Genomic DNA, 13,686 nt, shown 5'->3' on the forward strand with positions numbered 1-13,686 from the left:
CCAGCCTACGGGCGACCGGTGTCCCCTTTCCTGCGACTTCTCCGCGCGAAGCACGGTCGACTTCAGGCCGCCACCGTTTCGGCCACAGTCCACCCGAATCCATGAATCGCCCGCATTTTCGGCACACGCGTCCGCCCAGCGAACAAAGCTGCCCGCATGACGACCACACCTCCGCGCAACAAGTACGCGGACTTCGAAGCGCTGCGCGAGCAGGCGATCGCCCTGCGGCGCGAGGGCCTCAGCCGCCGCCAGATCCGCGACCGCATCCACGTCGACAACAACGACCTCCTCAACCGCCTCCTGGACGGCGAACCGGCCCCGGAGTGGACCAAGCGCCCCAACGCCAAGGACGACCTCCGCGAGACGGCCCGCGAGCTGCGGCTGAAGGGCATGACGTACGACCAGATCCAGGTCGAGCTGGGCTGCTCGAAGAGCTCGATCTCGCTGTGGGTACGGGACCTGCCAAAGCCGGAGCGCAGGCGCAGCTCCGAGGAGGCCTCGGCGATCGCCAAACGCGGCTGGGAGGCGACGATGCGACGCCGGGAGGAGGACCGGCAGCGAACGAAACGGCAGGCCGGCTCGGAGACCTGCACGATGAACGACCGGGAACTCTTCATGGTGGGTGTCGGGCTCTACTGGGCCGAAGGAACCAAGGCGAAGGCCCATCGCCAACAAGAGCGAGTCACCTTCGTCAACAGCGACCCCGACATGATCAAGGTCTTCCTGGCCTGGCTGAAGTTGGTCGACGTGCGACCGGAGCAGATCCGCTTCTACGTGCACATCCACGAGACCGCCGATGTCGCGGCGGCCGAGCAGTTCTGGGCCGACTTCGTCGGAGAGGACTTCGCCAACTTCGGCAAGACCAGCCTCAAGAAGCACAACCCCAAGACCAACCGCAAGAACACCGGTGACGCATATCACGGCTGCCTTGTGATCCAAGTCCGGCAAAGCGCCGACCTTTACCGTCGCATCGAGGGCTGGTGGTACGGCATAGTAGGTGCCGCACCGCAGCCCGATCAGCAAAATCGGACATAAGCGGCAGACCATCCCAGGTCGTCTAATGGCAGGACAAATGGTTTTGGTCCATTGAATGAGGGTTCGATTCCTTCCCTGGGAGCTGCAAAGTTCGGGTCCTGGCTCACGAGCCGGGACCCGCACTCGTTTCCCCCTCGTAACCCCCCGGTATCCTGCGGAAGTCCACCCCCGTAGTAGCCGAAGGGCACCACCGTGAGCGCCAATAGCCCGGCAGCCGTCGTCGTCCTCGCAGCGGGTGAGGGCACCCGCATGAAGTCGGCCACCCCGAAGGTCCTGCACGAGATCAGCGGGCGCTCGCTCGTCGGTCACGTCGTCGCCGCCGCGCGCGAGCTGGACCCGGCCGATCTGGTCGTCGTCGTCGGCCACGCCCGCGAGAAGGTCGTCGCCCACCTCGGCGAGATCGACGCCGACGCGCACACCGCCGTACAGGAGCAGCAGCTCGGTACGGGTCACGCGGTGCGGATGGGCCTCGAAGCCCTCGGCGGCAGCCCGTCCGGCACGGTCGTCGTGGTCTGCGGCGACACCCCGCTGCTGACCGGCGCGACGCTCACCGCCCTCGCCGCCACGCACTCCGCCGACGGCAACGCCTGCACGGTGCTGACCGCCGAGGTCCCGGACTCGACCGGCTACGGCCGTATCGTGCGCGACCCGCAGACGCAGGCCGTGACCGCGATCGTCGAGCACAAGGACGCCTCCGACGCCCAGCGCGCGATCCGTGAGATCAACTCCGGTGTGTTCGCGTTCGACGGCGAGCTGCTCGCCGACGCCCTCGGCAAGGTCCGCACGGACAACAGCCAGGGCGAGGAGTACCTGACCGACGTCCTGGGCATCCTGCGCGAGGCCGGTCACCGCGTCGGTGCGTCGGTCGCCGCCGACCACCGCGAGATCCTGGGCATCAACAACCGTGTGCAGCTCGCGGAGGCCCGCCGCCTGCTCAACGCCCGTCTCCTGGAGGCGGCGATGCTCTCGGGCGTGAGCGTCATCGACCCGCAGTCGACGTTCATCGACGTGACGGTGACCTTCGGTCAGGACGCGATCGTGCACCCGGGCACCCAGCTGTTGGGCACCACGCACATCGCCGCGAACGCCGAGGTCGGCCCGAACACCCGCCTGACCGACACCACGGTCGGCATCGGCGCCCGCGTGGACAACACCGTCGCCGTCTCCGCCGAGATCGGCGCCGCCGCCAGCGTCGGCCCGTTCGCGTACCTGCGTCCGGGCACGAAGCTCGGTGTGAAGTCGAAGATCGGTGCGTACGTCGAGGCGAAGAACGCGACGATCGGCGAGGGTTCCAAGGTCCCGCACCTGTCCTACGTCGGTGACGCGACGATCGGCGACTACACCAACATCGGTGCGGCGAGCGTCTTCGTGAACTACGACGGCGAGGCCAAGCACCACACGACCATCGGCTCGCACTGCCGCACGGGTTCGGACAACATGTTTGTGGCTCCTGTCACTGTCGGGGACGGTGCCTACACCGCCGCCGGGTCCGTGATCACGAAGGACGTGCCGGCCGGTTCGCTGGCCGTGGCCCGGGGCCAGCAGCGGAATATCGAGGGTTGGGTGGCCCGCAAGCGGCCCGGCAGTGCTGCCGCGCAGGCCGCTTCGGCCGCCTCGTCCGAGGCGAGCGACGAAAGCTGACCGGAAACGGGTGCTCCGTGCACCGCGTACCGTGATAGATGCACACCATTTCGGCTGGCTCGCAGGCTGCGGCGGCCAGAAACACTCTGAGGAGACCGTGCTGTGACCGGGATCAAGACGACCGGCGAGAAGAAGATGATGCTCTTCTCCGGCCGCGCACACCCCGAGCTGGCCGAGGAGGTCGCACATCAGCTGGGCATCGGCGTCGTGCCGACGAAGGCCTTCGACTTCGCGAACGGTGAGATCTACGTCCGCTTCCAGGAGTCCGCTCGTGGCGCCGACTGCTTCCTGATGCAGAGCCACACGGCTCCCATCAACAAGTGGATCATGGAACAGCTCATCATGATCGACGCGCTGAAGCGGGCCTCGGCCCGTTCCATCACGGTGATCGTTCCGTCGTACGGCTATGCCCGTCAGGACAAGAAGCACAAGGGCCGCGAGCCGATCTCGGCGCGTCTGGTGGCGGACCTGCTGAAGACCGCGGGTGCGGACCGCATCCTCACGGTCGACCTGCACACCGACCAGATCCAGGGCTTCTTCGACGGCCCGGTCGACCACCTCACCGCGCTGCCGGTCCTCGCGGACTACGTGGGCGCGAAGGTCGACCGTTCGAAGCTGACGATCGTCTCCCCGGACGCCGGCCGCGTGCGTGTCGCCGACCGCTGGTGCGACCGCCTGGACGCCCCGCTGGCGATCGTGCACAAGCGCCGTGACAAGGACGTCGCCAACCAGGTGACCGTCCACGAGGTCGTCGGTGAGGTCGAGGGCCGCGTCTGCGTCCTGGTCGACGACATGATCGACACCGGTGGCACGATCTGCGCCGCCGCCGACGCCCTGTTCGCGCACGGCGCGGAGGACGTCATCGTGACGGCCACGCACGGCATCCTGTCGGGCCCGGCCGCCGACCGTCTGAAGAACTCCAAGGTGAGCGAGTTCGTCTTCACGAACACGCTCCCCGACCCGTCCGACCTGGAGATGGACAAGATCACGGTGCTCTCGATCGCGCCGTCGATCGCCCGCGCGGTGCGTGAGGTCTTCGAGGACGGTTCGGTGACGAGCCTCTTCGAGGAGCAGTCCTGACAGGCTCCGGCTGTACGGGGAAGGGCCGTCCGGTGGCGCACCGGGCGGCCCTTCCGCGTATCCGCGTACCGGAGCGGTGATCGATTGGGCCGTACGTGATAGTGCGGTTAGACTTCCGGGGTTGCTCGGCGAGGGAGGACTCGGTCCTCCGTTATCGACGCGCTCTTCGTAGCAGGCTCCGCAGCGGGCCGTTCGTGTGGCCGGGTGACGACCTACCCCGTTTCCATCATTTACGAGGAGCGCAATCATGGCTGAGGTCAAGCTCACCGCTGAGGTCCGTACCGAGTTCGGCAAGGGCGCTGCCCGCCAGACCCGTCGCGCCAACAAGGTTCCGGCCGTCATCTACGGTCACGGCGCCGACACCGTGCACATCACGCTGCCGGGTCACGAGCTGATGATGGCGCTCAAGACCAGCAACGCCCTGCTGAGCCTGGACATCGAAGGCCGCACCGAGCTCGTCATCCCCAAGGCCGTCCAGCGTGACGCCATCAAGCGCACCATCACGCACGTCGACCTGCTCGCGGTCAAGAAGGGCGAGAAGGTCACGGTCGAGGTCGCGGTCCTCTCCGAGGGCGACCTGGCGCCGGGCTCCAACCTCCTGGAGAACGTGCTCAACACCCTCTCCGTCGAGGCCGAGGCCACGCACATCCCCGAGTCCGTCACCGTCTCGGTGCAGGGCCTGGACGCCGGTGACTCGATCCTGGCGAAGGACGTCCCGCTGCCCAAGGGCACCACGCTGGTGACCGACGCCGACGCTGTCGTCATCCAGGTCGTCTCCGCGCAGGCCGAGGAGCCGGCCGCGGACGCCGACGCCGAGGGTTCCGAGGCCTGAGCCTCGTAGCTTTTCGTTGTACGGTTTCGGCCGCCGCTTCGCGCCCTTCGGGGTGCGGGGCGGCGGCCTTCCGTATGTGCGGGCCACCGGCAGGACACAAGGAGACATGCAGATGACGACCCCGAGCCCGGCCGCCTCTCCGGCCGCCCCGGACCCGTCGGCCCCCTGGCTGGTCGTGGGCCTGGGCAATCCGGGCGGCGAGTACGCGGCCAACCGCCACAACGTGGGCTGGATGGTCGCCGACCTCCTGGCTTCCCGCATCGGCGGCAAGTTCAAGTCCCACAAGGCGCGCGCGCAGGTGCTGGAGGGGCGGATCGGTCCCCCCGGCCCGTTCAACCGCCGCGTGATCCTCGCCAAGCCGCTCTCGTACATGAACCTGTCGGGCGGCCCGGTGACGGCGCTGCGCGACTTCTACAAGGTGCCGACGGCGAACATCGTGGCCATCCATGACGAGCTGGACATCGACTACGGGGTGCTGCGTCTGAAGCTGGGCGGCGGCGACAACGGCCACAACGGCCTGAAGTCGATGACCAAGTCGATGGGTCCCGCCTACCACCGCGTCCGCTTCGGCATCGGCCGCCCGCCGGGCCGCATGCAGGTCGCCGACTTCGTGCTGAAGGACTTCTCGGGCGCGGAGAAGAAGGAGCTGGACTACTTCGTGGACCGCGCGGCGGACGCTGTGGAGGCCCTGCTGATCGAGGGCCTGGAGCGCGCGCAGTCGACGTACAACTCGTAGGTTCGTCGGCGTTCGTAGGACCGGTTGTCGGTCGTACGACCCGTCACCAGTCATACGAACCCGTATGCCGTACGAGGAAGGGCGCACCCGGAGCATTCCGGGTGCGCCCTTCCTTGTGTCGCCGGGTGATCAGCCGGTGTTGCGCAGTCCGGCCGCGACGCCGTTGACGGTCAGCAGCAGGGCGCGGGCCAGCAGCGGGTCCGGGTCCTGGCCGGCGGCTGCGGCGTCGCGCTGGCGCTTCAGCAGTGCCACCTGGAGGTAGGAGATCGGGTCCAGGTAGGCGTCGCGGATGGCGAAGGTCTGCTGGAGGACCGGGCTCGTGTCGAGCAGTTCGGTGCCGCCGGTGATCCTGAGGACCTCCTGCACGGTGAGGGCGTGCTCGGCCTCGATGCTGTCGAAGACGTGCTTGAGCTCGTCGGGGACGAGTGTGTCGACATAGTGGCGTGCGATGCGCAGGTCGGTCTTGGCGAGCGTCATCTCCACGTTGGAGAGGAAGTTGCGGAAGAAGTGCCAATGCGCGTGCATTTCTTCCAGAACGCTTTCCAGACCGGCTTCGCGCAGGGCCTTGAGGCCGGAGCCGACGCCGTACCAGCCGGGGACGATCTGCCGGGACTGGGTCCAGCCGAACACCCACGGGATGGCGCGCAGGCCGTCGAGGGAGACGCCGGAGCCGGGGCGGCGGGAGGGCCGGGAGCCGAGGTGGAGGTCGGCGAGCTGGTCGACGGGGGTGGAGGCGAGGAAGTACGTGGGCAGGTCGGGGTCCTCGACCAGCTTGCGGTACGCGGTGTGGGCGGCTTCGGAGACGGTGTCCATGGCCGCGTCCCAGCGGGCGAGCGCCTCGTCGGACTGGCGGGGGGAGGTGTGCAGGGCGGACGCCTGGAGGGTGGCGGCGACCGTCAGTTCCAGGTTCTCGCGGGCGAGCGAGGGCACGAGGTACTTGTCGGAGATGACCTCGCCCTGCTCGGTGACCTTGATCTCGCCTTCGAGGGTTCCCCAGGGCTGGGCGAGGATCGCGTCGTGGGAGGGGCCGCCGCCGCGGCCGACGGTGCCGCCGCGGCCGTGGAAGAGGCGCAGGCGCACTCCGTAGCGGTGGGCGACGTCGCGCAGGCGGCGCTGGGCGCGGTGGATCTCCCACTGGGAGGTGGTGATGCCGCCGAACTTGGAGGAGTCGGAGTAGCCGAGCATGACTTCCTGCACGTCACCGCGCAAGGAGACAAGTCGACGGTAGGAGGGGTCGGCGAGCATCTCGTCGAGGATGACGTCGGCGGCGCGCAGTTCGTCGGTGGTCTCCAGGAGCGGCACGATGCCGATCTTGGCCCAGCCGGCGTGCAGGTCGAGGAGTCCGGCCTCGCGGGCGAGGACGGCGGCGGCGAAGACGTCGTCGGCGCCCTGGCACATGGAGATGATGTACGACTCGATGACCTCGGGCCCGAAGCGCTCCAGGGCCTCCTTGACGGTGAGGAACACGCCGAGGGTCTTCTCGCCCGCCGCGTCGAGCGGGGCCGGCACGGGTGCCAGCGGACGCCTCGACCGCAGTTCCTTGGCAAGCAGCTTCTGCCGGTAGTCGCGCGGCATGTCCGCGTACCGCCAGGACTCCTCGCCGAGGCGGTCGAAGAGCTGGCCGAGGGCGTGGTGGTGGGCGTCGGCGTGTTCGCGTACGTCCATGGTGGCGAGCTGGAGGCCGAAGGCGGCGAGCGTGCGGATCGTACGGTCCATGCGGCCGTCGGCGAACAGTCCGGCCTTGTGCTCGCGCAGCGAGGTCTGGATGAGGGTGAGGTCGTCGATGAGCTGGCCGGTGCCGAGGTAGTCGCAGCCGGGCTTGTGGGCGGCGCCCTTCGCGAGGCGCTCGCGCGTGTTCACCAGCTTCTGCCGGATGCAGGTGGCCTTCAGCCGGTAGGGCTCTTCGGCGTTGAGGCGCTTGTAGCGGGGGCTGATCTCGGGGAGGTGTTCCAGGTCGGACTGGAGCGATTCGAGGAGCTCGTCGGTGGCGCCGGTGTAGCGGATGGAGTTGGACAGCTGTCCGCGCAGCTTGTCGATGAGCTGGAGGGCGTCCTCGATGCCGTGTTCGTGCTGGAGGATCAGGACGTCCCAGGTGACGGCGGGGGTGACGTTGGGGTTGCCGTCGCGGTCGCCGCCGATCCAGGTGCCGAAGGTGAGCGGGCGGGTGCCGGCGGGGATCTCGACGCCGACGCGCTCCAGTTCGGCGGCGAGGTCTTCGAGGACGTCGCCGACCGCGTTGGCGTGCAGTTCGTCCAGGTAGTAGATGGCGTTGCGGGCCTCGTCGGCGGGCTCGGGACGTACGACGCGGAGCTCGTCGGTCTGCCAGATGAGGTCGATGTTCTCGGCGAGGCGGACGTCCTGGCGGCGCCGGTCGGAGGCGATGACCGGGGTTTCCAGCAGCTCGGCGATGCGGCGCAGCTTGTTGAGTACGGAGCGGCGCGCGGCTTCGGTGGGGTGGGCGGTGAAGACCGGCCGTACGTTGAGGTTCTTGACGGTCTGCTGGAGGTGCTCGGGGTCGGCGTCCTTCAGCAGGTCGGCGGTGCGGGCCAGCAGGCCGCCCTCCTGGGCGCGCAGTTCGCGCATCTCGCGTCCGCGGTGCACCTGCTCGGTGACGTTCGCGAGGTGGAAGTAGGTGGAGAAGGCGCGCACGAGGCGTGCGGCGGTCTCCAGGTCGGTGTCGCCGAGCAGCTCTGCTGCGGCTTCGCCGTCGGTACGGGTCAGGGCCCGGACCCGTTCCACGAGCTCCAGCAGCTCGGGGCCTTCCTGCCTGACGAGCGTCTCGCCGAGGAGGTCGCCGAGGCGGCGGATGTCGGCGCGCAGCTCGGGGCTGGTGTTGGGGGTCTGGTCGGCACTGCTCACAGGTGCGGCTCCTTGCAGTGGGGATTACGCGTACGGCAGGAACTCGGACCGCGCTGTCCGACGGGTCCAGGATATGTGTCCCCTCCTTCGGGTACTCGCCGCCCTGGTGTGGCGGGCCTCATATCCGGGCCTCCTGTCCGGGCCCCATGTCCGGGCCTCCTATCGGGGAGTGCGCCGCCCTCGTGTGGCGGGCCTCACCGCTGCCATACTTACGAGGCCGTAGGTTACGGAACCGTAGGAACGCGGTACTCGCAGAAACGCGGGAACCGCCCGCAGAACCCGCAGAACCCGTAGGACCCGCAGAACCCGCAGGACCCGTAGCCAGGCGTCACCCGCTTTCTCACCCCACAGGGGACCTTCATGACCATCAGCCCCGATCTACTCCCTGAGGCCCAGGAGTCTCCCGACGGCCGCAAGCCGTCCGCCGCCTCCCCCGCCCCCTCCGTCACTCCGGTACCGCTGGCGACGCGCGGCGGAGAGTCGAAGCGCTCCATCGAACAGATCGCGTTGCTCCTGTTCATCACCGTCCCCTTCGTGGCGCTCGTCGCGGCGATCCCCCTCGCCTGGGGCTGGGGGGTGAGCTGGCTCGACCTCGGCCTGCTGGTCTTCATGTACTACCTGGGCTGCCACGGCATCACGATCGGCTTCCACCGCTACTTCACCCACGGCAGCTTCAAGGCCAAGCGCCCGCTGCGCATCGCGCTGGCGATCATGGGCTCGATGGCGGTGGAGGGGCCCCTGGTGCGCTGGGTGGCCGACCATCGCAAGCACCACAAGTTCTCGGACGCGGAGGGTGACCCGCACTCGCCGTGGCGCTTCGGCGAGGACCTTCCGTCCCTCATGAAGGGCCTGTGGTGGGCCCACATCGGCTGGATGTTCGACGAGGAGCAGACGCCGCAGGAGAAGTACGCCCCGGACCTGATCAAGGACCCGGCGATCCGCCGCATCTCCCGCGACTTCATCTACTGGACGATGCTGTCCCTGGCCCTTCCCCCGCTGGTCGGCGGTCTGGTCACGATGTCCTGGTGGGGCGCCTTCACGGCCTTCTTCTGGGGCTCCCTGGTCCGCGTCGCGCTCCTGCACCACGTGACGTGGTCCATCAACTCCATCTGCCACGCGGTCGGCAAGCGCCCGTTCAAGTCCCGCGACCGTTCCGGGAACGTGTGGTGGCTGGCGGTCCTCTCCTGTGGTGAGTCCTGGCACAACCTGCACCACGCGGACCCGACCTCCGCCCGGCACGGCGTGATGAAGGGTCAGGTCGACTCCTCCGCCCGCCTCATCCGCTGGTTCGAGCAGGCGGGCTGGGCGTACGACGTGCGCTGGCCGACCGCGTCGCGGCTGGCCTCCCGGCGTAAGGGACAGGAAGCCCCCGACAAGACCAACGCAACAGAAACGGCATGATGGAGCCTGTGGCGACCGAAGGCAGCAGCACCTCAGGTACGAATCCGAGCGCGAGCGGCGACAAACCCCGCACCGCGCCCCGACGGACCCGTCGGGTCCGCATGACGGGCGCGGAACGCCGCGAACAGCTGCTGGACATCGGCCGCACCCTGTTCGCGGCGAAGGGCTTCGAGGGCACGTCGGTGGAGGAGATCGCCGCCAAGGCGGGGGTCTCCAAGCCCGTCGTGTACGAGCACTTCGGCGGCAAGGAGGGCCTGTACGCGGTGGTCGTCGACCGCGAGATGCGCTCCCTCCTGGACATGGTGACCAGCGCCCTGACCGCCGGCCACCCCCGCGAGCTCCTGGAGCAGGCCGCCTTCGCCCTCCTCGACTACATCGAGACGTACACGGACGGCTTCCGCATCCTGGTCCGCGACTCCCCGGTCGCCCAGTCCACCGGCACCTTCGCGTCCCTGATCTCCGACATCGCCACCCAGGTCGAGGACATCCTGGGCCTGGAGTTCAAGGCCCGCGGCTTCGACCCGAAGCTGGCCCCGCTGTACGCCCAGGCGCTGGTCGGCATGGTGGCACTGACGGGCCAGTGGTGGCTGGACGTCCGCAAGCCGAAGAAGGCCGAGGTCGCCGCCCACCTGGTGAACCTCTCCTGGCACGGCCTGGAGAACCTGGAGGCGAAGCCCCGCCTGATAGGGCACCGCAAGAACTGAGCGCCACCACGGGCACGCGTACGAAGGGGCCGCCCCCGGTCTGCACCGGGCACGGCCCCTTCTCCATACGCACGCTCAGGCCCCGGTGATGTCACTCCCGATGACGAAGCCCGCGGCGGGCCCGGACGGGACGACGGCGTCCTTCCCGTACGGCACCCGGTGCTCGTCGGTGTACACGGCCTTCGCCGCATCGGGCGAGCTGAGCACGACGACCGCTCCGTCCCCGTCGAAGTCGTCCACGAGGTCGAGCTGTTGATGAACGGCCTGCGCAGCACCCTGCCCGACGACCTGAAGGTCGAACGGGAGATGACCGTCGTGCTCGACCGGCGCAACGGGCCCGGGCCGGACCTCTCGGTCGTCCTGGCCCAGGCCGCGACCGATCTCGACCAGACCCGGTTCGAGGCAGCCGATGTCCGCCTCGCCGTGGAAGTCCGTCTCCCCCGAGTCCGCGTCCCGCGACCACGACACCAAGCCTCGCAAGTACGCCGCAGCGGGCATTCCGCACTTCTGGCGCGTCGAGATGGCCGACAGCAACGCGCAGCCCGTCGTACGGGTCTACGGGATCGACCCGCTGTCGAAGACGTACGCCCTCACCGGCATCCATCACGACCGGCTCAAGGTGAGCAGCCCGTACGCGATCGACGTCGACATTTCGCTGGACGCCCTCAAGCAGCTGTGACGGCCTCCAGGCGTTCCAGGAACTCCAGCCGGTTCCCCACCGGGTCCTGCGCAGAGAAGCGCCGGTGGCCCGGAAGGTTGTCGTCCCAGACGACCTGCGCGCCGTGCGAGGCCAGACGGGCGGCGTACGCCTCGATCGAGGTGACGCGGATTCCCGGGTGGGCCTTCTTCGCCGGTACGAAGTCCTGCTCGATGCCCAGGTGGAGCTGGACCGGGCCCGCCTGGAACCAGCAGCCGCCGCGGGCGGCCAGGGCCGGGGGTTTCGGGATCTCCCGCATGCCGAGGACGGACGTGTAGTACGTGCGCAGGGCGGGCTCGGAGCCGGGCGGGGCGGCGAGTTGGACGTGGTCGAGAGCAGCGATCATCGGCGGGTTCCGATCGCGAAGATGCGGCGGAAGGGGAAGACCGTTCCGGCGGGGGTCGGGGGGTAGGCGCGGCGGAGCGCGGTCGCGTACTCGGCGGTGAAGGCCGCCACCGCCTCCGGGTCGTCGGCCAGCGCGGTGAGGACCGGGCGCAGGGCCGTGCCCTTGACCCAGTCGAGGACGGGGTCCTCGCCGGGGAGGAGCTGGAGGTAGGTGGTCTCCCAGACGTCCGCCGCGCAGCCGAGGGAGGTGAGGAGGGAGTGGTAGGCGGTGGGGGACGAGACGGCCGCCGTGCGGTCGCCGACGCCCGACAGGCGGGAGCGCCAGCGCGGGGACTCCCGCAGCTCCGCCAGGATCGTGTGGCTCGGGGCGTCGAAGTTGCCGGGGACCTGGAAGGCGAAGGTTCCGGTGGGGGTGAGTCCTTCCAGCCAGGCGGGGATGAGGGCCGTGTGGTCCGGGACCCACTGGAGGAGGGCGTTGGAGACGATCAGGTCGTACGAGGCGGGGGCGGGCGCCCAGGTCGTCGCGTCGGCGGGGGCGAAGGTGAGCCGGTCGGTGGCGTGCTCGGCCGCCTTGGCGAGCATCTGGGGGGAGTTGTCGAAGCCCGTGACCCGCGCGTGCGGCCAGCGGTCGGTCAGCAGGCGGGTCACGTTGCCCGCGCCGCAGCCGAGGTCGGCGATGCGGGTGGGGTCGTGGAGGGGGTTGATGCGGGTGAGGAGGTCGAGGAAGGGGCGGGTGCGGTGGCCCTCGTGGCGGAGGTACTGGGCGGGGTCCCAGACGGGGGTGGCGGGTTGCGTCGTCATGGCGGCAAGCGTGACCGTACAACTATCTTGATGTCAAGAGACTTGAAGTGAAGAGACTTCATGTCGACAGACCCCCTACACTGATCCGCATGGAGGACGAGGTCGACCGACTGGTCGCAGCATGGCGCCGAGAGCGCCCCGACCTCGACGTGGAGCCGCTTGAGGTGCTCAGTCGGGTGTCCCGTCTGGCGCGCCATCTCGACCGGGCGCGCCGGTTGGCGTTCTCCGAGCACAGCCTGGAGCCGTGGGAGTTCGACGTGCTCACGTCGCTGCGGCGGGCCGGTGACCCGTACCAGTTGTCGCCCGGGCAGTTGCTGACGCAGACGCTCGTGACCTCGGGGACGATGACCAACCGGATCGACCGGCTCGCGAAGAAGGGGCTCGTCGAGCGGCTGCCGGACCCCAACGACCGGCGGGGCGTGCTGGTGCGGCTGACCGTCGAGGGACGGGACCGGGCCGACCAGGCGCTCGCGGGACTGCTGGAGCAGGAGCGCGCGATCCTCGGTGAGCTGTCGCGCGCCCAGCGGGGCGAACTGGCCGGTCTGCTACGCCAGTTGACCGCCCCGTTCGACAACGTCCCCGGGAACTAGGTCCGCCGGGCCGACCCCGGCACGGCGGGCGAGGGCGACCGCCGCGAGGGTGGAGTGGACGCCCAGCTTGCCCAGCACGTTCTGCATGTGGGTGCGGACCGTGTGGGGCGAGAGGAAGAGGCGTTCGGCCACCGCCTTGCGGCCCAGACCCGCGACCATGCAGCGCAGCACCTCGCGTTCGCGCGGGGTCAGCGACTCCACCAGGCGTTCGCTCTCGGTGCGGTGCTTGCGGGCGGCGGTCAGCTCGCGGAGCACTCCGGTGAGCAGGGCGGGCGGCAGGTGCGTCTCGTCGCGCAGGACGCCCCGGATGACGGCCAGCAGGCGTTGCAGCGAGCAGTCCTTCGCCACCCAGCCCGAGGCTCCGGCCTGGAGGGCGAGGGCGGCCCGGCGCGGGTCGTCCTTCTCGGCGAGGACGACCGTGCGGACGCTGCCGTGCCCCGTACGCACGCCCGCGACCAGGGAGATGCCGTCGACCAGGCCGTCCTGGTCGGCGCCCGGATGGTCGGGGACGGCGACCGGATGGTGGCTCACGTGACCGCCCTGCGGGAGGGCGGTGCCGAGGTCGGCGTCGATGAGCATCACGTCGAACTTGCGGCCTTCCGCCACGCCCCGTTCCAGACAGCGCAGCGCGGCGGGGCCGCTGCCCGCGGCCGCCACGTCGACGTCGGGTTCCGCCGCGAGGGCGGCGGCGAGCGACTCGGCGAAGATGCGGTGGTCGTCGACCACCAGGACCCGGATACGAACCACTGCCTCAGACACCCCCATGGGTCGGAGGACGGACCTGCGCGGATGCGGCGCTCGGGACGGGAGCGGGAGGTGGTGCGTGTGCGCGCACGGCCGCCGCCGTGCGGTGCGATCCTTACCCCTGCCCCGGGCGCCGTATCCGACTGTCTCGCCCCCTGATCAGCACCGGCCCCCACCGGTGCTCAAGCCTCAGAGTACGGGTGGGGGCGTTGATCGGAAGG

Annotated in this window: 12 protein-coding genes, 1 tRNA gene and 1 pseudogene; 10 read left to right on the forward strand and 4 right to left on the reverse strand. The window is 69.5% G+C overall.

Annotation, left to right across the window (positions count from 1 at the left end):
* Window positions 1-156 precede the first annotated feature (156 nt).
* The 6 genes from ACIO3O_RS23640 (at window position 157) to pth (ending at window position 5,324) form a co-directional block, all read left to right on the forward strand.
* Window positions 157-1,035 carry a hypothetical protein gene (locus tag ACIO3O_RS23640; protein ID WP_401748918.1) on the forward strand — a complete coding sequence of 293 codons (879 nt, stop codon included), beginning with the start codon at window positions 157-159 and terminating at the stop codon, window positions 1,033-1,035.
* An 11-nt stretch (window positions 1,036-1,046) separates the two neighbouring features.
* Window positions 1,047-1,117 (forward strand) — tRNA-Gln (locus ACIO3O_RS23645).
* Between the two features lie 110 nt (window positions 1,118-1,227).
* The gene (gene glmU, locus ACIO3O_RS23650) at window positions 1,228-2,676 is read left to right on the forward strand and encodes a bifunctional UDP-N-acetylglucosamine diphosphorylase/glucosamine-1-phosphate N-acetyltransferase GlmU (protein WP_401748920.1); all 1,449 of its coding nucleotides are present in this window, start codon (window positions 1,228-1,230) and stop codon (window positions 2,674-2,676) included.
* Window positions 2,677-2,778: 102 nt separating this feature from the next.
* Window positions 2,779-3,756, forward strand: coding sequence for a ribose-phosphate diphosphokinase (locus ACIO3O_RS23655; RefSeq protein WP_401748921.1), 978 nt, complete (start codon window positions 2,779-2,781; stop codon window positions 3,754-3,756).
* Window positions 3,757-4,003: 247 nt separating this feature from the next.
* Window positions 4,004-4,588: a 50S ribosomal protein L25/general stress protein Ctc gene (locus tag ACIO3O_RS23660; protein ID WP_401748923.1), complete on the forward strand. Its 585-nt coding sequence runs from the start codon at window positions 4,004-4,006 to the stop codon at window positions 4,586-4,588.
* Between the two features lie 112 nt (window positions 4,589-4,700).
* Window positions 4,701-5,324, forward strand: a complete 624-nt coding sequence (pth, locus tag ACIO3O_RS23665; protein WP_401748924.1) for an aminoacyl-tRNA hydrolase — start codon at window positions 4,701-4,703, stop codon at window positions 5,322-5,324.
* Window positions 5,325-5,453: 129 nt separating this feature from the next.
* Here pth and ppc read toward each other — a convergent pair whose 3' ends face one another.
* On the reverse strand, window positions 5,454-8,183 hold the full coding sequence (gene ppc, locus ACIO3O_RS23670; RefSeq protein ID WP_401748926.1) for a phosphoenolpyruvate carboxylase: 2,730 nt from the start codon (window positions 8,181-8,183) through the stop codon (window positions 5,454-5,456).
* A gap of 360 nt (window positions 8,184-8,543) precedes the next feature.
* Between ppc and ACIO3O_RS23675 the strand changes: the two genes are divergently transcribed.
* The 3 genes and pseudogenes from ACIO3O_RS23675 to ACIO3O_RS23685 form a co-directional block, all read left to right on the forward strand.
* Window positions 8,544-9,584: an acyl-CoA desaturase gene (locus tag ACIO3O_RS23675; RefSeq protein WP_401748927.1), complete on the forward strand. Its 1,041-nt coding sequence runs from the start codon at window positions 8,544-8,546 to the stop codon at window positions 9,582-9,584.
* Entirely contained in the window at window positions 9,581-10,288 is a 708-nt protein-coding gene (locus ACIO3O_RS23680) for a TetR family transcriptional regulator (protein ID WP_401748929.1), read from the forward strand. The genes ACIO3O_RS23675 and ACIO3O_RS23680 overlap by 4 nt, the downstream gene beginning before the upstream one ends.
* A gap of 243 nt (window positions 10,289-10,531) precedes the next feature.
* Window positions 10,532-10,967: pseudogene (locus ACIO3O_RS23685) on the forward strand (Uma2 family endonuclease); the annotation flags it as partial.
* Here the strand turns inward: ACIO3O_RS23685 and ACIO3O_RS23690 are convergent.
* Window positions 10,954-11,331 carry a VOC family protein gene (locus ACIO3O_RS23690; RefSeq protein WP_401748931.1) on the reverse strand — a complete coding sequence of 126 codons (378 nt, stop codon included), beginning with the start codon at window positions 11,329-11,331 and terminating at the stop codon, window positions 10,954-10,956. The pseudogene ACIO3O_RS23685 and the gene ACIO3O_RS23690 sit on opposite strands and share 14 nt — an antisense overlap.
* Window positions 11,328-12,131: a trans-aconitate 2-methyltransferase gene (locus ACIO3O_RS23695; RefSeq protein WP_401748933.1), complete on the reverse strand. Its 804-nt coding sequence runs from the start codon at window positions 12,129-12,131 to the stop codon at window positions 11,328-11,330. Before ACIO3O_RS23695 ends, ACIO3O_RS23690 begins: the two co-directional genes overlap by 4 nt.
* An 89-nt stretch (window positions 12,132-12,220) precedes the next feature.
* Between ACIO3O_RS23695 and ACIO3O_RS23700 the strand changes: the two genes are divergently transcribed.
* Complete coding sequence (locus tag ACIO3O_RS23700) at window positions 12,221-12,721, forward strand: MarR family winged helix-turn-helix transcriptional regulator (protein WP_401748935.1); 501 nt, start codon at window positions 12,221-12,223, stop codon at window positions 12,719-12,721.
* Here ACIO3O_RS23700 and ACIO3O_RS23705 read toward each other — a convergent pair.
* Entirely contained in the window at window positions 12,677-13,468 is a 792-nt protein-coding gene (locus ACIO3O_RS23705) for a LuxR C-terminal-related transcriptional regulator (protein WP_401748937.1), read from the reverse strand. The genes ACIO3O_RS23700 and ACIO3O_RS23705 overlap by 45 nt on opposite strands.
* Window positions 13,469-13,686 lie beyond the last annotated feature (218 nt).

It is taken from the genome of Streptomyces sp. NPDC087440 (genome assembly GCF_044744005.1).
GTDB lineage: Bacteria > Actinomycetota > Actinomycetes > Streptomycetales > Streptomycetaceae > Streptomyces.

Coding starts and splice junctions, on each gene's coding strand:
- ACIO3O_RS23660 (WP_401748923.1), top strand. CDS start 4,004: ATGGCTGAGGTCAAGCTCACCGCTGAGGTCCGTACCGAGTTCGGCAAG.
- ACIO3O_RS23640 (WP_401748918.1), top strand. CDS start 157: ATGACGACCACACCTCCGCGCAACAAGTACGCGGACTTCGAAGCGCTG.
- pth (WP_401748924.1), top strand. CDS start 4,701: ATGACGACCCCGAGCCCGGCCGCCTCTCCGGCCGCCCCGGACCCGTCG.
- ACIO3O_RS23695 (WP_401748933.1), bottom strand. CDS start 12,131: ATGACGACGCAACCCGCCACCCCCGTCTGGGACCCCGCCCAGTACCTC.
- ACIO3O_RS23680 (WP_401748929.1), top strand. CDS start 9,581: ATGATGGAGCCTGTGGCGACCGAAGGCAGCAGCACCTCAGGTACGAAT.
- ACIO3O_RS23690 (WP_401748931.1), bottom strand. CDS start 11,331: ATGATCGCTGCTCTCGACCACGTCCAACTCGCCGCCCCGCCCGGCTCC.
- ACIO3O_RS23700 (WP_401748935.1), top strand. CDS start 12,221: ATGGAGGACGAGGTCGACCGACTGGTCGCAGCATGGCGCCGAGAGCGC.
- ACIO3O_RS23675 (WP_401748927.1), top strand. CDS start 8,544: ATGACCATCAGCCCCGATCTACTCCCTGAGGCCCAGGAGTCTCCCGAC.